An 18,142-nucleotide genomic window follows, 5' to 3' on the forward strand; every position below is an offset into this window, starting at 1 on the left:
TATCCATAGACTTATCAACATATCCACAGAAAAACCGTTAATAAAATTTCATCCCTACCATTTTAACTTATCCACATGTGAATAACAATAGTTTTATCTTTGCTATTTTCAACTTCCTCCTGAAAACTGTCACATATACTATTACTTGTTGTGTAAATTACACACATAGTGCAACTAAAAAACAAGTATGATTCATTTAAGAAATAAATGAAGTAAACAAGGAGCTAAAATAAATGAGTAAAAAACGAAAAATAAAACAAGGTATTCGACTTACTTCTATGGCGTTCCTTGTAACAGGATTGGTCATATCTCCAATTAATTTAGCTACAACTACCTCACAAGCAACTGCTGCAACTACATCAAATGCAGCTATTATATCTTTAGAAAATGGAGATTTTGAAACGCCAACTGTCCCATCTAAAAGAACTTACCAATTATTTAGTGCTACTAGCGTTCCTGGCTGGCAGACTACAGATAGCAGCAATAAAATTGAAATCCAAAAGAACGGTTTTAAATCATCCTCTGCCAGTTCTGCTGTTACTGCGCAAAGCGGAAACCAATGGGCTGAATTAAACGCCTATGAAAACTCCGCACTTTATCAAGATATCCCAACAACTCCAGGAACAAAAGTGCATTGGCAAGTTTATCATAAAGGTCGGAAAGGAACAGATGTTGCATTAGTAGAATTTGGCGCACCTGGAAATACACTTGTAGAGCAAACAAAAATGTCTGATGGAAACTCAGAATGGGGCCTATATAAAGGAACTTATACCATTCCAGAAGGACAAACTACCACACGCTTTCAGTTTAGAGCTGTCAGTAGTTCAGGTGGAGATCCCGGACTTGGAAATTATTTAGATAATGTCCAGTTTGCAACAGCTTCCAACCTCCAAGTAGCAGGAGTTTTTTCTAACACTAGCATTAAAGTCCATGATAGCGTGGATTATCAAATTCAAGCGACCAACACTGGCGGAATGCCCGCAGCAAATAATAACTTTTCCGTCCAAATTCCCACTGAACTATCCTACACCCCAGGAAGCCTTTCATCTACTAATACAAGCATTACTAGCGAAAACTATGACGAAGCCACTCGCACACTCACATTTACAACCGGAAATATAAAAAAAGATGCTTCGATAAATATTAGTATTCCATTAACAGCTGAAAAAGAAACAACAGCGGCGACACCTGATACGGATGTCGTTTATAATGATGAAAATTTTGAAGACGAAACTGCCACCACTGAAGCAACAGACTCTTCTACTAAGATTATTAGTAATGACGCACCGGCAATTACAGGAGAAACAAACACGATTCTTCAACCTGGTGAGACTTTTGATCCTGTAAATACAATTACCGCGACGGATAAAGAAGATGGTAATTTAACAGACAAAGTTAAAGTTACTAATAATCCAGTCGATACGTCCAGATCTGGCACATATGAAGTGAGCTATGAAGTGACAGATAGTGATGAAAATACGGCTACCTTTATACGAACTGTTACTGTTACCGAAGCTCCTGTCATTACTGGGGAAAATGAAACTCGTTTAAACCCCAATGATGCTTTCGATGACCCTATGAGCACAATTAACGCAACTGATAAAGAAGATGGCGATTTAACAAAAAAAGTTAAGATAACGAACAATACAGTAGATGTCCATACACTAGGGAGTTATGAAGTTAGTTATGAAGTCACAGATAGCGATGGCAACAAAACTACCTTTAAACGCACAGTTATCATGACAGAAGCTCCTACTATTTCTGGTGACAGTGAACTCGTGCTAAATCCTAACGCTAGTTTTGATCCAATGAGTTCCATCACCGCCACTGATGCAGAAGATGGTAATATTACGCAAAATGTCCAAATAACAAATAATTCAGTAGACACTTCTAAACCAGGAAGTTATGAAGTTACTTATCAGGTATCAGATAGTGATAGCAACAAAGCTACCTTCACCTGTACAGTTATCGTGACAGAAGCTCCTGTCATTACTGGGGATAACGAAACAGTTCTAAACCCTAACACCCCTTTTGACCCAATGAGCTCCATTACAGCGACTGATAAAGAAGATGGCGATTTAACAAAAAATATTAAAGTAGTTAGTAACACGGTCGATACTAGTACTCCGGGAACCTATGAAGTTGCTTATAAAGTTACTGATAACGACGGAAATGTATCTACTTTTACACGCACAGTCGTTGTAACAGAAGTCCCTATCATTACTGGCGATAGTGAAAGCTCTATAAATCCAAATGCTGTATTCGATCCAATGAGCACGATGGAAGCTAAAGATAAAGAAGATGGCAACATCACTCAAGACATCAAAGTGTTAAACAATCCTGTTGATACTAGCACTCCAGGAACTTATGATGTCACTTATGAGGTAACAGATAGCGATGGAAATAAAACTCGCTTCACTCGTACAGTGATTGTGACAGAAGCTCCTATTATTGCCGGGGATAGCGAAACACATTTAACACCTAAGGATAACTTTGACCCGATGGACACTATCACCGCCAACGATAAAGAAAATGGCGATTTAACAAATCAAGTAGAAATTATCTCCAATAATGTGGATATTAATGTCCCTGGTAACTATCAAATTGTCTACGAAGTCACTGATGCCGATGGGAATATAACCACTTTTACTCGCACAATCGTTGTACAAATAATCGTTCAACCTCAAATACAACCGAGCGATATCACAAATCCACCTATTAATATCCAACCAGGAAAAACGATCGTAACAGAAAAGATATTCCCCCCTAATACAGCTGAAAAAATTTCTCTTCCTAAAACTGGGGATCATTCACAAGTACCAAATGGTCTAGCTGGTATTGGATTACTGGCTGTCGGAGTCTTTGTTTTATTGCGGAAGAAAAAGAGGTATTAAATCATACAAAAAGCAGTGTCGCTACCAAACGACGCTGCTTTTTTGTCTTTTAATTTAATTCCTTTCGTCTTCCGAGGTAAAATAACCCGAAAACAGAACTAATTAGCCCAATACCAATCATCGTTGCCGTAAAAGAATTGCTATCTCCCGTTTTTGGTAACGTCTCTTTACCGCTTTGAGCTAAATGAGAATTAATAGCTGCAGTAGGAGTTGTAGTAACATGCGTGTCTTCATTCCCTCGTGAATGAATCTCTGGCTTTTGATTCGTTATAGTTATTGGAGAATCGCTTTTAACCAGTTTATTCGTTTTTATTAATTGGATTTTTTCATTTTCCGTACCTTTTATTGTAAATAAAATTGCTGTGTTGTCTAAAACATACCCTTTTGGTGCAATCGTTTCTGTTAGAGTATAGTTCCCCGGATCAATATTATTTATTTCAATGATGCCATTTTTATTACTTGTGAAGTTCCCCAGCTCTATTTTCGTATCATTATTAACAAGTTTAAAAACAGCATTAGCTAAAGGTTTATTGTTATCCATCACTACTTTTAATAAAGTGATTTTATTAAGTGGTTCATAGCGCGGTTTAATTGGCATTGCTGGTACCACTGGCTCATATAGAACATCTGGAACTGGTTCATATGTTGGTAAAATTGGAGTCGTTGGATATTTTGGTGTTGGCGTATAATTCGTTTCACTTTGTTTGAAGGTACTAAACGAATTCGACATCGAGCTAGTTGTAGTGATAGTAAGTACCTCATACGGTCCAGGATCCAGCAAGTTAAAATAACCATAAGTTGCTTTACTTGCCATATTACTTAACAGAAGCTGATAACCATATTTTTGAGCTAACTCACTAACTGGTAAATCTCTTAGACTAGTGAAAAAAGGTGCATTATTATTAACATCTTCTGGCGTAACACCCTGAACACCGCCACCACTAATAAATGCAAAGGCTCGTTTCTGTGTGTCAGCCGCATCTTCAATACTATGCATGAAGATATCATAATCATTCAATGTATAGCTAGAATTATTATAGACTTTAAATGCATCGATGTATTCATTAATCGATTGTTCATAGAGAGTGAAGGCTTGTGTTTTAGCTTCATCTAAGGCTGCTTCCCATTTAGTTACCATGCCTGGATTAATCCTAAAGACACCTTTCGTCATATTCATCGAAGCCGAATCAAAATCGTTGTTATAGGCCTTTACAAAAAGGTCTTTCAAGGCTTGTTTAATATTTTGTTCTGTTGGATGATTTAATATGCTTGGAACATCATCAAGGGTTTGTCCAGTACTGCTACTGAATGTATGATAAAATTCTACACCTTGAAAGCCGTTATACCAATTTCCATTAGCCACATCCGTTGTTACTGTGCTCATACTCAAGTCAAAAGCTTTTTCAGAGCCAATACTTTTTTCAAAAGCCGCAAACGTATTCCACTCATTTATTAGCTTTTGTACATTTTCCTCCACAGTAGCACTACTTGTAAATGGATTAGTCGCTACGTTTTGTTGAATGCTTGTAATTAGTGAATTACCTGTTAAAGATAATCCAGACGAAATCATTTGGTTCATTGCAGCATAATTCACCAAATAAGATTGTAGTTGACCACTCATGCTGTTAAATTCCGGCCCTACATACTGACCTTTACTGCCATGATCTGCTATATCGGCAACTTGCTGATTGTATTCATCCACTTTTGTTTGGTAATCAGCAGCTTCCTTTTCATAGGCAGCCTTTTTAGCGGTATTTTCTGCTGTAATTTTATCTGCCGCAGCTTTAGCATCACCATATTCTTGTTTTTTCTGGCTGTATTCCTTTAAATTGATTTCGTATTGTGTATTTTCTTTATCATATTTACCTAAAGCAGTTAAATATTCATGATGATCATGATAGATAATTGACTGATTTACTGATTTTGTTTCAGCAAATACTGTTGGAAAACTCCCTAATTGATTAATAATCATTGCTAAAATTGCGATACAGCAAATTAGCTTTAAAATCTTCTGGTTTTTCATTAATAATTCCTCTTCCTATCAAAAATTTACTGGACTTATTAAGAATTAAAACATATTACGTGGAGCAAAACATAGAAAGTCTTATAAACAAGACCGCACGACCATTTTAAATCAAAAAAACACGCCTCCTAATTAATGAAGGCATGCTTTATAATTAATTTTTTATTCTTCTACTTGAATAGATAGCCCGATATCAAGTATATCCTCTATCGCCTCTATCAACGAAAAAGAACCATGTTGATAGACTTTATGATTTACTACTAAAATAGGTAAAGCGCTCATCTCGTTACATATTAGTAAATCCTCCACTAAACCGGGGAAGCCATTTTGGTCAACTGAGGTAACTTGATGCAACTGAATATTATATATATCGTTTTTATATTCTTGGTAAATTCGTAGTCCTTCTTCCCCACTATCAATGAAAGACTGCCATATTTCCAGATTGATTTCTGATTCTTTTTCTGGAGAATAAAAATAGTCGATTTTAATCATTTTGGTGACCTACCTCCTGCTGTTCTAGTTATAAATATTCTAACAAAAAAGGCTACCTAAAGCGAATTCTAACTTCACTAATAGGTAGCCTTATTGTGTGTTTCATGATGTTTTCTCGAATTACGGATAAGCGTTATGCTTGCAAAGCCAACTAATATTAAGCCTAAGCTCGCCCACCATAACGTATAATTCGTATCACCTGTTTCTGGTAGTTTCCATTGCTCGATTTTGACACTTTCTCCATTATTTCCCGGTCCATTCGTGCTGTTTGTTCCGTTTGTCCCATTAGTTCCTGGGATATTGGGATCATCGGTTGCTTAATTTACCGCTTCTACTGTAATATCAGAAGGTTTTACTAAAAACAACACGCTCTATTTATAACAAAAAAGAACCCCCCCTTTTATGAAGAGAAGTTCCTTTACCTTATTTACTCTCTAAATCATGTACAAACAATCCACTTAGCAATTTCGGTTCAAACCATGTTGATTTCGGTGGCATAATTTCTGATGCATCGGCTACACTAAGTAAATCATCCATCGTTGGGGGATACATCGCAAATGCAACGGAATGGCTACCATTATCTACCAATCGCTCTAGTTCGTTTAATCCGCGAATTCCGCCAACAAAATCAATTCGCTTATCACGACGAATATCTTCCATTCCAAAAATCGGTGTTAAGATTTGCGTTTGTAAGATGGAAACATCCAACTGCCCAATTACATCACTTGGTATCACATCACTTTTCGCTGTTAATTTATACCAATTACCATCTAAATACATACCAACTTGTTTTGGTTTTTCCGGTTTGAAAGCCGTTTTCCCAACCTTTTCTAAATCAAAACTCGCACTAACTTTTTCAAGGAAATCCGCTTCAATTGGTACATTAATAACCCGGTTATAATCTAAAATCTCCAATTGTTCTTCAGGGAAAACGACCGATAAGAAGAAATTGAATTCTGCTTCTGGTCCAGCATTAGGATACTCCGCACGACGCTTCAAGCCAACCTTAACGGCTGATTCTGTCCTATGGTGTCCATCTGCTATATAAAATGCGGGAACCTCTGAAAACGCCGCTGAAAGGTCTTCTAGAATATATGCATCTGTGATAGCCCAAACCTTGTGCTCAACCCCGTGAAAGCTCTTAAAGTCATATTCAGGTTCATTTTCTTTCACCCATGAGTCTATCAGTGCATTAATCGCTTCTTTTCCTCGGTAAGTTAAGAAAATCGGACTCGTATTCGCATCACATGTATCCACGTGCCGAATTCGATCTAACTCTTTTTCTTCTCGGGTTAATTCGTGTTTTTTAATTTTCCCTTCTGTGTAATCATCAATCGACGTACAAACAACCAGCCCCGTTTGTGGCCGTCCGTTCATCGTTAGCTGATAAATATAAAATGCAGGATTCGCTTCTCTTCCAAGCCAACCATCAAGTTCAAATTGCTCTAGATTATCAGCCGCTTTTTGATAAACTGCTGGGTCGTAAGGAGAAATATCTTTACTCAAATCAATTTCCGCCTTATCAATATGTAAAAATGAATACTGATTATTATCTCCTAATTCACGCGCCTCATCCGAATTAAGCACATCGTAAGGTAATGAAGCTACTTTCTCCGCCAGATTTTTAATGGGGCGAATCGCTTTAAATGGTCGTATCTTTACCATAATTATCCTCCTTTTTAGTAAAAGAGCATGCATCGTCTGGCCATCACCATGAAGTTTCATACTCTGAATATTTCCCGGGTAATAATTTTTAAACAGTTACTCCTAATGGTTCAATAACACGCACACGTAAAACACCTTGAACCGCCAATAAGTCCCGTTTTAATTGCTCCAAATTAGCTGGTGTTTCTTTATCAATATCAATTAACGTATAAGCATATTCATTTTTACTACGATTAGTCATATCTAAAATATTTAAAGAATATTTTCCTAATTCCGTTGTAATCTGTCCAACCATATTGGGAATGTTTTGATGGCAAATACCAATTCGCGGATGTCCGTTATATAGCATTTCTACATTAGGATAGTTAACAGAGTTCTTGATGCTACCAGTTTCCAAATATGCTTGCAATTCTTTCGCAGCCATTTTGGCACAGTTAGTTTCTGCTTCTTCTGTCGATGCCCCTAAATGAGGAAACACATGCACTTTTTTATGGCCTAATAATTCTTTTGTAGCAAAATCGGTAATATACAAGCGTAAAAGTCCGTCGTTTAAAGCTTCTTTAATTGATGTCGTATCCACTAACTCGCCACGTGAAAAGTTTAATAGTACCGCATTATCTTTCACAAGTGAGAGTGTATCCGCGTTAAACATTCCACGGGTTTTATCTGTCAAAGGTACGTGAACAGTTAGATAATCACATGTCGCAAGTACTTCTTCTATCGTCATTGCTCGTTCTACTTCTTTAGAAATCCTCCATGCGGTATCTACCGAAACGAAAGGATCATAACCAACTACATCCATGCCAAGAGCAAGAGCATCGTTGGCAACTAATGCACCGATTGCGCCTAAACCGATAATTCCAAGTTTTTTGCCCGCAAGTTCTGTTCCTGCGAAAGCTTTTTTGCCCGCTTCCACTTTTTGCTCAACATCATCAGCGGCAGGTAATTCTTTCACCCATTCTGTTCCTTCTAAAATCGGCCTAGCAGAAACGAATAAGCTTGCGAGCACTAATTCTTTTACAGCATTCGCATTGGCACCTGGTGTGTTAAATACAACTATTCCTTTTTCAGAGCAACTTTCTACCGGAATATTATTAACCCCCGCTCCAGCTCTAGCAACAGCTTTCACCGTATCTGGGAAATCAAAATCGTGTAGATTATAACTACGTAGTAAAATCCCATCTGCCGGTTGATTCGCATCAATTACATACTTTTCCAGATCAAATGTTTTTAATCCTTCTTTAGCAATTGCATTAAACGTTTGGATATTAAACACGTACTTCTCCCCCTTTTCGCGCATTCGCAAATTTTTCCATAAAGGTAATTAGTGCTTCCACCCCTTCAAGAGGAAATGCATTATAAAGGCTTGCTCGCATTCCACCAACAGAGCGGTGTCCTTTTAAGTTAACAAAACCATTCACCTCTGCTTCTTTGACAAAAGCTTGATCAAAATCTGTTGAACTCGTTACAAACGGAATATTTGTAAGCGATCTGGCAGACGGTTCGACTGGTGAAGAGAAGAAATCTGACGCATCAATATACTCATATAGTAAAGCTGCTTTTTTACGATTTAATGCTTCAATCCCAGCAACCCCACCTTGCTCTTTAATCCATTCAAATACGAGTTTTGCAACATAGATAGCAAAAGTTGGCGGCGTGTTGTACATGGAATCATTGTCTGCTTGTACTTTAAAATCAAGCATTGAAGGAAGTCCCTCCACTTGACCAATTAAATCATCCCGCACAATAACTAGCGTCAGCCCAGCAGGACCAATGTTTTTTTGAGCACCTGCATAAATAAGACCAAATTTTTTCACATCATAAACACTGGATAAAATGTTAGAAGACATATCTGCAACGATTGGTACAGCCGATTCTGGTACATCAAACATCGCTGTTCCTTCGATTGTATTATTTGTAGTCACATGTAAGTAAGCCGCATCACTAGAAACAGTGGGAATTTCAGGAATATAACTGAAATTACGGTCTTCAGATGAGGCAATTACTTCCACCTCAACACCCTGAATTTTCTTAGCCTCTGAAATTGCTTTTTTCGCCCAAGATCCGGTGTTTACATAAACTGCTTTTTTTCCATTTGCAAGGTTCATTGGTACCATATTAAACTGTAAACTTGCGCCACCTTGCAAAAATAGTACTTTGTAATTTTCTGGAATCTCCATCAATTCTCGAATTAAACTCTCCGCATCGTCCATGATGTTTTGAAATAATTCTGACCGGTGACTCAGCTCCATTACCGACATTCCTGAACCATTGTAAGAGAGCAATTCTCTTTGAACCTTTTCAAGTACCGGTACTGGTAATACAGCCGGACCTGCCGAAAAATTATAAACACGTTCCACTCAACATCTCTCCTGTCCATCAATTTTCCCCAAATACATCCAAAAAATTTTCACTAGCAATAGATATAATTCTATTTTTACCAGTCAGATATGAGCCTTCCTCGTTAAACTTACTTGTTTTCGAAGTTCTGTTCTTAAGAAATAAAAAAAACGAACCTGTGATATTCCACACAATATTCGGATTTTTCAGCGCTTAAAAGTAAACACTGCCTTTTGTACTTTTTTATATTATAGCAGAAATAGCACTGTTTTTCAGAAAATTTATACTAACTCTCCAAATAAATGTGATGTTTAAACATTCTGACATTAAAAAAGAGTGAGAATCGGCTATTTAAAGCAATCCCCACACTTCTCATCTTTGAAAATCAGTTCACAAGAGATGTTAGTTATTTTTCACTTTTCGGCCTAAAGTAAACCAATACACGATAAAAAATGCTACTAACGCAAAAATGGCAGTCCGATACATTATCGCATAGTTGTAATAAGTTGCTACTATACTTAAACCAAAACTCCCTGCAGCCATACCTATATCCATCCCTGATAGAAAAGTACCATTTGCTGTTCCTTTGTTATGTGGCGCAGCTCTATCAACAGCAAGTGCTTGCAGTGCCGGTTGCGACATTCCATAGCCTAGCCCAAAGAATAGTGAAGCAATAAATAAGCTAATTACGCCAGTCGCAAAGGACAGAATAAGTATTCCCATAATCATCGAAATAGCTCCCGGAATAATAACAAAACGATGTCCCTTCGTATCATATAATCTCCCAGCAAACAAACGACTAACAAGCACCATAATAGCCTGTCCAATAAAGTAAACCCATGTTGTTGTAATACCAATTTCTGTTCCATAAACCATCATAAATGTTTGAATGCCACCAAGCGGAATCGCCATCAGTAAACAAAGGCCAGCTGGTAGTAACGCTGTCTTCTCAAATAGTTTCATTTTTTGATGAACGATTTTTTCCGATTTTGGAAGTTTTACTTGCGTCATTAATAACAAAATAAACACCATCAGTACGAGTGAAAAAGTCACTAAAACATCAAAAGAAAAGTAATTCATAATTAAAATAGCAATAATGGGTGCGAGCGACATGCCGAGCGCAGTTGTAAGCCCATAAAAGCCAATACCTTCACCCGTTCTGCTTGGTGGTACAAGCTTAGAAACCCCGGTTGCAATTGATGTTGTTCCAATCCCCCAGCCTGCCCCGTGAAAAAGTCTTAATATCAACAAGGCCGCAACAGCCGTCGACCAATAAAAATTCACCGTTGTCAGTATTAAAATTAAAAAACCAACAATAATTAATAATTTCGGTCCAAATTTATCATTCCAACTTCCGGCAATCGCACGCATCAGCAAAGCAACGATTGAAAATAATCCAACTGCTAAACTCGCTTCCATTTGCGTGCCACCAAGTTCAATAATTCGCGCAGGTAAGGTTGGCATAAAAACCATAAAACCAATATAAAGCATCACACTTCCAATTAATAAAAATAGGTAGTCCTTCGTCCAAAGTTTTGTCTTATTATCCAAAATCTATTCCTTCTTTACTCCAAATTTGCCGAAACGTTTTTTAAAATAGCTGTTAATTGTTCTACATCTTCCTGTGAAATTCCGGCAAACATTTTTTTGCAATTTGCTTCCACGATATCTCGCAGCTCATTCGTTTCTATTCTTCCTTTTTCAGTCAATGACAAGAGTGATATCCGCCTATCTTCCGAGCTAACCTCTCGAACAATCAGTTCTTTCCTAAGCAACACATCTACAATTCTATTCACTGTTGGTGTGTCTTTTTTTGTCCAAAGTGCAATTTCTTTTTGAGAGATTGGTTCATTAGCTTCAATCCCCTCCAAAACAGACCATTGCTCTGGTGTTACATCATAACTCGCAATTGCTCGCATCAAAAATAAATGCATTTTCTTTGCTGTCGTGTTTACACTAAATGAAATCTCGTCATAATAACCTCGCATAGCTATCCTCTTTTCCGTTGCCATAACAATAATTGTCATAACAACTATTATACATAACTATGTACTATTTTACAAGAAAAACAGCCGAATGTTCGGCTGCTACTACAATAACTCTACATCTATAATGTCTCTAAACTCCATAACGTACTCTTGACCGATAATATCTTTTAAAATAACTTCTTCTGTTAACATATCTATCTCTATTGGGACTAAATCCAGTTTTTCAATTTCTCCTAAACCTAAAAAAGCAGAAGGATACTCAAAAGATGCGAGGCGTAAAGAAGAAACATCTGCTTCATGAAAATAGGTTAGCCGAACAACCCAAGCTCGTTTGGTTGCATCATTTAGTGTAATGAAGAAACTCTCACGTTCTAAATAATCGACTTCCGGACGACTTGTTAGAAAAGCAGCATTTTTTTGTATTGGGGATTGTTCTTTACGAATTGCTGTCACCATAATGATCACCTCTTAATATTATTATACGAACAAACGTTCTTAAAAGCAACTATTTTACTTAAAATTTTTTTGATAAGAGCCACAACCCGTTTAGCGCTTACATGAAATATTCCCGACAAAAACGCTTGCAAATTAATAAATAGTTGCTATACTTATGTAAGTAAATAACATTAACAAAGGAGAATTATTATCATGACTAATACATTTTTAGATTCCATTAAAGTTCGTCGCTCTATTTACGCACTAGACAAAAACGTTTCATTAGAAGATTCCAAAATAGAAGAAATCGTTAAAGACGCCGTAAAATATAGCCCCTCTTCCTTCAACTCTCAAAGTTCACGTGCAGTTATTCTTTTAGGAGAAAGCCACAACAAACTTTGGAATATTGTAGAAGATACCTTACGCGCTATTGTTCCAGCTGAAAACTTTGCAGCAACTGCTGAAAAAGTTGGATCTTTCCGCGCTGGATACGGAACAGTTCTTTTCTTTGAAGATAATGCTGTTATCGAAGGCTTGCAAGAAAACTTTGCTTTATATGCAGACAACTTCCCAGTTTGGGCTGAACAATCTACAGGTATTGCACAACACTCTGTATGGGTTGCTCTTGCCAATGCTGGTATTGGGGCTTCTCTTCAACATTATAACCCTCTAATTGACGATGCCGTTAAAACTGAATGGGATATTCCTGCAAGCTGGAACTTACGCGCTCAAATGCCCTTTGGTAACATCGTTCAAGAAGCTGGCGAAAAAGAATTTATCGATGACGCTGACCGTTTCCGCGTTTTCAAATAATAAATGTTTCACGTGAAACAAAAAAATTCCGCGACCATTAACCGGTATCGCGGAATCTTTATTTTGCTAGACTTCTAAATCTACTTCTTAATTCTTCACAACTAACAATACCAGCAATTGCACCTTTAATCTCCCCATCCACAATAATGAGCGAATTCGGTATCCCTTTAACATCAAATTTTTGTGCTAAAGCTCGTTGTTTATCTACATTAATTTTTACAACTTGGACATTACCTTCTTCGACCTCCGAAAACTGCTCAAGCGTTGGCCAAAAACATCGGCAAGGAGCACACCATTCCGCCCAAAAATTAAGTAATATCTTAGGATGGCTACTAATAAGCTCTTCCAAGTTCTCTTCTTTTGCAAAAATAATCGCCATACATATCCACCTCACATTCAGAATATTCTAAAGTTGTATTATGGTCAAGTAAAGGGTTCTAAAATAGCAATATATCTTGCTTTTTGTTCATTTTTTGACACTTTTAAATGTTTCACGTGAAACATTTTATTTACTATGTAATATTTCTAAAATACGCAAATCAAGCAAACCTGTATTTTTTACTGTCATATCTGCATCACGAAGTCCTGAACCAACGCCCACACTAATAATACCAGCTGCGTTTATTGCTTCAATTCCCGCTTGAGCATCCTCCACACCGATTACTTCTGCCCGTTTAAGTCCCAGCTCACGTGTTGCTTCAATAAAGATTTCAGGATCTGGTTTTGATTTAGTAATCTTGGCTGCATCAACAATGTAGTCGAATTCTTGCTCCATTTCCAATGCGCTTAGCACCGTATGAGCATTTTTAGAGACAGAGGCAATCGCACATTTTAAGTGCTGCTTTTTCAGTGCCACAATCAGTTCTTTAATCCCTGGCAACACATCAGCTGGTGTGATTTCTTGCAACAAACTAACATAAAATTCATTTTTATCTGCGGCAAGTGCTTCTATTTCTTCTTGTGTAAAATCATTTTCGCGGTTATCTTTCTTTAAAATAAGCAGCAATGAGTCAATTCTGCTTACTCCTTTTAAATTTTCATTAAATGCCTCGTCAAATTCAATACCGATACTCTCTGCTGTTTTTTTCCAAGCAAGGTAATGATAATGTGCTGTATCTGTGATGACGCCATCTAAATCAAATAGTACTCCTTTTAAAGCTGTTGTCATTAAACTCGTCCTTTCCAAACTGCCGCAACATTTCGTGCGGTCCTTCTTAAATTATTTGGGGTTTCTTTAAGTATTTGTTCTAATGTTGCAGGTTGTGCGATGGACGCGAATACAGCAGTAATTCCAGCTTCATAAACAGCGTCTAACCCATCCCCTACGCTCCCACAAATGGCAATAACTGGTATTCCGTGGGGAACTTGTTTTGCGACTCCCACTGGTGCTTTACCTTCTGCAGTCTGCCCATCCATTTTTCCTTCGCCAACAATAACTAAATCAGCGTCTTTACATATCGCTTGCATCTGAAGTGCTTCCAGAACAAAGTCGATGCCCGAAAGTAAATTTGCTTCCAAAAACGTTGCAAGACCAGCGCCAATCCCACCACCAGCTCCTGCGCGCGGCATAGTAAGCATCGCAGAGTTGGCAAGTTGATAGAAATGTTGCATTGCTTCATCGGCCTTAAGTAAGTCCGTTTTTAGCAACCCTTTCTGCGGACCAAAAACAAATGTTGCACCTTTTTCCCCACAAAGCGGATTCTCCACATCTGTAACCACATTAATAGTCACGTTTTTTAGCTCTGCTGGAACATTTTTAGCATTTATTGTTGCTATCTTTGCTAAATTCACACCAATGGCTTCTAGCGTTTGCCCAGTATTATCTAAAAACTCGTATCCAAGTGCACTAGCCATACCAATTCCACCATCGTTTGAAGCGCTTCCACCAATACCAACAATAATTTCTCTTGCGCCTTTTTGAATGGCATAGAGAATAAGTTCGCCTACTCCTTTGGTGCTTACCAGAAGTGGATTTCTTTGGCTTAGCGGAACTAAGTGTAAACCACACGCTTCAGCCATTTCGATCAGTGCCTTTTGATTTCCCTTTGTAAAAGCAATTTCTGCTGGAACTTCATCACCAAAAGGACCAGAAACGTTAATTTTCATTTTAGTCGCACTAAAGGCCTCACTTAAAATTGACATTGTCCCTTCTCCGCCGTCACCAATAGGAAGAGTATAATAAGTTGCATACGGATAAATTTCTTGAAAGCCCTCTTTAATATACTCTGCCACCTGATGCGCCGTCAAACTTTCTTTAAAAGAATCCGGCGCAATAACAATTTTCATAAAGACACACCCTTTTGTTCAAAGTTAATAGTTAGTCTATCCGTTAACTGATGTTTTTCTCCGTCGATAATTAATTCTAGCACGCTTTTCGTTGTTTTTGAAAGCTCTAATGTTTTGGGAGTTATTTTAAAACCAATTCGTTCCTTATTCCAGACAAATTCAAACGCCACCGATTGCCATGCTTCTGGCAAATTCGGGGAAACTTGGAGTAATTCCTCACTAGTGTCAATCCCAGCAAAGCCAAAAATCACTGTGAGCCAAATCGCACCAAGCGAGGCTGCATGAAGTCCATCATCTGATGAATGCGGTTCACTGCCAAGATCAATTAAACACGCCTCTTGGAAAAATTGGTATGCTTGCTCCCTATCACCTAGCCGATTTTCTACTATTGCATGAATCGCCTTACTTAAAGAAGAATCATGAATTGTCCGTTTTTCATAATAATCCAAGTTTTTCTTCATCGTTTCAGTATCAAAAATAGTTGGGAAAAGATAAAATAACATGACTAAATCAGCTTGCTTCAAAATTTGCAAATCATTCACTTCTTGCCTGGAATAATCTAGTAGAATCCCTTGTTTACCTTGCGCAGCTTTGTATTTGTCCAATTTTATCCAAGCTTTTTGCAAAAATGTGTCGTCTTGGGGGACTAGCCCTGCCGAATTCGCAACGGGTAAATATAACTTCGCTAGGAAATCTTTGGCACGTTTTTGGAATGCTTGATTTTCTTTATTCCAAATCATTGCTTTTTCTACATTATAATACGCCATGTAATTAGTATACGTATTATTATCAATATGCTCTGTGTATTCGTCTGGTCCAATAACATCAAGTATCTCCAGAAGTCCATTACGATTAATTGCTCGGCTTATCCAAAATTCAGCAGTTTCAAGGAGCATTTCTGCCCCGTAATCAGTCATAAACTGTTCATCCTTGGTTGCCACCACATATCCACACACCGCAAAAGCAATATCGGCTACTAAATGGTGCTCTGAAATAGCAGAGGCAACCTTTTGGCGAGTTCCTGTCCGAATGTTAATCGCTGCAAATTCTGGTGTCTCTTCTTTGCCAGAAAATGCGCTCTCCCACGGATAAAGTGCTCCTTTATAGCCATTTTTCATTGCTTTTTCTTTTGCTTCTTTCAAGTGAAGATACCGATATTGTAGTAATTGTTTAGCCGTTTTCGGTTGATTATATAAGAAAAATGGCAAGATGAAAATTTCTGTATCCCAGAAAACATGTCCTTTATAGCCTTCACCGGTCAATCCTTTTGCCCCAACACTACAACGAATATCATCTTTTGGCGTCATAATTTCTAAGTGATAACAAGCAAAATCAAGCGCAAATTGGTCCATTCCATTCGTACTATCCAACTGAACACCTACTGACTGCCAAAAATCGGCCCAAGCTTGGTCTGAAGGTACTTTTAATTCTTGATAGGTCGTATTGAGAATTTCGACATCTAATTTGCCAAGTGAAGTATTAACCGAGCTAATTTTTTCCAAAGTGAAGGTCTCATTTGCTTTCATGTTCTGCTCTACTTCCGTCATTAGTTGGCGGTTTTTTGCTGTAAAAACACCTTTAACATTCATTCTAGTTGCCACAACGATTCGCTGTTTGCTTTCAATCGTCTCATATTCCCCAACCATCAATTCTTCATCAAAAATTCGCAAACTTAATTCCCTCAGCTGCTGCGTTCCAAAATTCGTTTGCTGCGCATCAATCCCAGTCCGCACTTTCACCACACCAGCATCTGTCAAAGGGGTAATTTCCACCCTAGTAGCAACCAAATGTTGCGCTACTTTCGAAACAAATCGATGAAAATTAATCTGATATTTTTTATGTGCGTTATTTTCCCAAGTGATTTTTCTGACTAATTCTCCTGTATTCATATCTAAATAACGTTCATAACTATGGACGGCTCCTGCTTGCATAGAAAAAGCTTCTCCATCAAGCGTCAACTGGAATCGCATGATGTCTGGTAAATTCACTAATTCCGAACTTGTTGATCCACTTGGTCTGTTATAAATCCCAGCTACATACATCCCGCGAACTTGCTCTGGATAGTCTTCCTCCAATGCTCCGCGAATACCCAAATAACCATTCCCAATAGTCATTTGGCTACCATATTTATTTAGATAATCTACTGCAAATTCCTTCTCGATTATTTTCTTCATAAAGAAACACTCTCACCTTTTTCTGCCGATTCGTATAAACTTTCAACGATTTTTTGAATTCTGTAACCTTGTTCTGCGTTCGCGAGTTGTTCATTCGATGCTCCGAGCACACTATTTACAAATGCCTTCATGCTATTCTCATGCTTGTCCTCATCAAGTGCTCCAAGCTGCTCTAAAAGCTGGAACTCCCCAGCATTATCCGTATAAATTTCAGCCGGATACAAACTACCACCTGCCAAATCACCAAAAAAGTTCACATTCAAGATGCTCTCTGGTTTAATGTGCAAGGCAAATGAAGTATCTAGCTCAATAAGTCCACCATTTTCTAGCTCAATAAACCCAAATAACGCATCTTCCACCGTATATTTCCTCGGATCCCATGAACCAAATGTACCGTGGTTTTTTTTCGTGCCGATTTTTTGGAAACTTTTCGCCGTAACTTTTTTTACTTTTGGAAAACCGAGCACGAACATCGCCGCATCAAGCATGTGAATCCCCATGTCAATTAATGGACCTCCACCTTGCATCTCTTTATTTGTGAAGGTTCCCCATCCTGGTACTCCTGAACGTCTAAGCGCAGTTGCCTTCACACAATAGATCTCCCCAAAAAGAGCCGCATTTTGCTTTAAAAATCGTGCTTCACTTGAAAAACGGTGGTGAAAATCATAGGCTAAAATCGTTTTTTTCTGTTCGGCCAATTCCCACATCGCTTTAGCTTCTAGTGCACTCATTGCGGGTGGCTTTTCACACATAACTGCCGCCCCATGATTAAGTGCCAACATTACATTATCAAAATGGAACCGATTTGGCGTACAAATACTGACTATATCAATTTCTTCTGATGCAAACATTTCTTCTGCAGTTGGGTAATATCTTTGAAAACCATTTTTCACTTGAAATTCTTTGCCACGTTCCATGCTCGGATCACACACTGCAATCAGCTCTAGTTCATCTCTTGTTTGATAATATGCGGCGTGTACTTTCTCTGCAACTTGTCCTGCTCCTATAATTGCAACTCTTTTTTTCATATCC

16 protein-coding genes are annotated in these 18,142 nt (G+C 38.0%); 2 read left to right on the top strand and 14 right to left on the bottom strand.

Features of this window, described 5'->3' with window-relative positions; all coding sequences use genetic code 11:
* Positions 1–233 precede the first annotated feature (233 nt).
* Positions 234–2,894 carry an LPXTG cell wall anchor domain-containing protein gene (locus CKV67_RS14405; RefSeq protein ID WP_014093999.1) on the top strand — a complete coding sequence of 887 codons (2,661 nt, stop codon included), beginning with the start codon at positions 234–236 and terminating at the stop codon, positions 2,892–2,894.
* A gap of 49 nt (positions 2,895–2,943) precedes the next feature.
* Here the strand turns inward: CKV67_RS14405 and CKV67_RS14410 are convergent, their stop codons facing one another.
* The 9 genes from CKV67_RS14410 to CKV67_RS14450 all read right to left on the bottom strand — a co-directional run bounded on the left by CKV67_RS14410 (position 2,944) and on the right by CKV67_RS14450 (position 11,858).
* Positions 2,944–4,917: a SpaA isopeptide-forming pilin-related protein gene (locus tag CKV67_RS14410; protein WP_014094000.1), complete on the bottom strand. Its 1,974-nt coding sequence runs from the start codon at positions 4,915–4,917 to the stop codon at positions 2,944–2,946.
* Between the two features lie 162 nt (positions 4,918–5,079).
* On the bottom strand, positions 5,080–5,409 hold the full coding sequence (locus CKV67_RS14415) for a hypothetical protein (RefSeq protein ID WP_014094001.1): 330 nt from the start codon (positions 5,407–5,409) through the stop codon (positions 5,080–5,082).
* Positions 5,410–5,486: 77 nt separating this feature from the next.
* Positions 5,487–5,708 (bottom strand): LPXTG cell wall anchor domain-containing protein, encoded by a 222-nt coding sequence (locus CKV67_RS15050; RefSeq protein ID WP_077905857.1) that lies wholly within the window; start codon positions 5,706–5,708, stop codon positions 5,487–5,489.
* Positions 5,709–5,832: 124 nt separating this feature from the next.
* Positions 5,833–7,074 (bottom strand): DUF1015 domain-containing protein, encoded by a 1,242-nt coding sequence (locus tag CKV67_RS14425; protein WP_014094002.1) that lies wholly within the window; start codon positions 7,072–7,074, stop codon positions 5,833–5,835.
* A gap of 88 nt (positions 7,075–7,162) precedes the next feature.
* A complete protein-coding gene (locus CKV67_RS14430) occupies positions 7,163–8,350 on the bottom strand; it encodes a phosphoglycerate dehydrogenase (RefSeq protein ID WP_014094003.1) in 1,188 nt (395 codons plus the stop codon).
* Positions 8,343–9,434 (bottom strand): 3-phosphoserine/phosphohydroxythreonine transaminase, encoded by a 1,092-nt coding sequence (gene serC / locus CKV67_RS14435; protein WP_025279667.1) that lies wholly within the window; start codon positions 9,432–9,434, stop codon positions 8,343–8,345. The genes CKV67_RS14430 and serC overlap by 8 nt, the downstream gene beginning before the upstream one ends.
* A gap of 382 nt (positions 9,435–9,816) precedes the next feature.
* Positions 9,817–10,965, bottom strand: coding sequence for a lmo2826 family MFS transporter (locus tag CKV67_RS14440; RefSeq protein WP_014094005.1), 1,149 nt, complete (start codon positions 10,963–10,965; stop codon positions 9,817–9,819).
* Positions 10,966–10,979: 14 nt separating this feature from the next.
* On the bottom strand, positions 10,980–11,402 hold the full coding sequence (locus tag CKV67_RS14445) for a MarR family winged helix-turn-helix transcriptional regulator (RefSeq protein ID WP_014094006.1): 423 nt from the start codon (positions 11,400–11,402) through the stop codon (positions 10,980–10,982).
* A 102-nt stretch (positions 11,403–11,504) separates the two neighbouring features.
* Positions 11,505–11,858: a hypothetical protein gene (locus tag CKV67_RS14450; protein ID WP_014094007.1), complete on the bottom strand. Its 354-nt coding sequence runs from the start codon at positions 11,856–11,858 to the stop codon at positions 11,505–11,507.
* Positions 11,859–12,050: 192 nt separating this feature from the next.
* On the opposite strand from CKV67_RS14450, the gene CKV67_RS14455 reads away from it, so the two are divergent.
* A complete protein-coding gene (locus tag CKV67_RS14455) occupies positions 12,051–12,650 on the top strand; it encodes a nitroreductase family protein (RefSeq protein WP_025279668.1) in 600 nt (199 codons plus the stop codon).
* Between the two features lie 58 nt (positions 12,651–12,708).
* On the opposite strand, the gene CKV67_RS14460 is transcribed toward CKV67_RS14455, so the two are convergent.
* From CKV67_RS14460 to CKV67_RS14480, 5 genes are all read right to left on the bottom strand, one after another.
* On the bottom strand, positions 12,709–13,029 hold the full coding sequence (locus tag CKV67_RS14460; protein WP_014094009.1) for a thioredoxin family protein: 321 nt from the start codon (positions 13,027–13,029) through the stop codon (positions 12,709–12,711).
* A 126-nt stretch (positions 13,030–13,155) separates the two neighbouring features.
* The gene (pgmB, locus tag CKV67_RS14465; RefSeq protein WP_014094010.1) at positions 13,156–13,818 is read right to left on the bottom strand and encodes a beta-phosphoglucomutase; all 663 of its coding nucleotides are present in this window, start codon (positions 13,816–13,818) and stop codon (positions 13,156–13,158) included.
* Entirely contained in the window at positions 13,818–14,936 is a 1,119-nt protein-coding gene (locus tag CKV67_RS14470; RefSeq protein WP_014094011.1) for a glycerate kinase, read from the bottom strand. Before CKV67_RS14470 ends, pgmB begins: the two co-directional genes overlap by 1 nt.
* Positions 14,933–17,110 carry a glycoside hydrolase family 65 protein gene (locus tag CKV67_RS14475; RefSeq protein ID WP_014094012.1) on the bottom strand — a complete coding sequence of 726 codons (2,178 nt, stop codon included), beginning with the start codon at positions 17,108–17,110 and terminating at the stop codon, positions 14,933–14,935. Before CKV67_RS14475 ends, CKV67_RS14470 begins: the two co-directional genes overlap by 4 nt.
* Entirely contained in the window at positions 17,107–18,138 is a 1,032-nt protein-coding gene (locus CKV67_RS14480) for a Gfo/Idh/MocA family protein (RefSeq protein ID WP_025279669.1), read from the bottom strand. The genes CKV67_RS14475 and CKV67_RS14480 overlap by 4 nt, the downstream gene beginning before the upstream one ends.
* Positions 18,139–18,142 lie beyond the last annotated feature (4 nt).

Origin of the sequence: Listeria ivanovii subsp. ivanovii (assembly GCF_900187025.1) — a bacterium.
Classification (GTDB): domain Bacteria; phylum Bacillota; class Bacilli; order Lactobacillales; family Listeriaceae; genus Listeria; species Listeria ivanovii.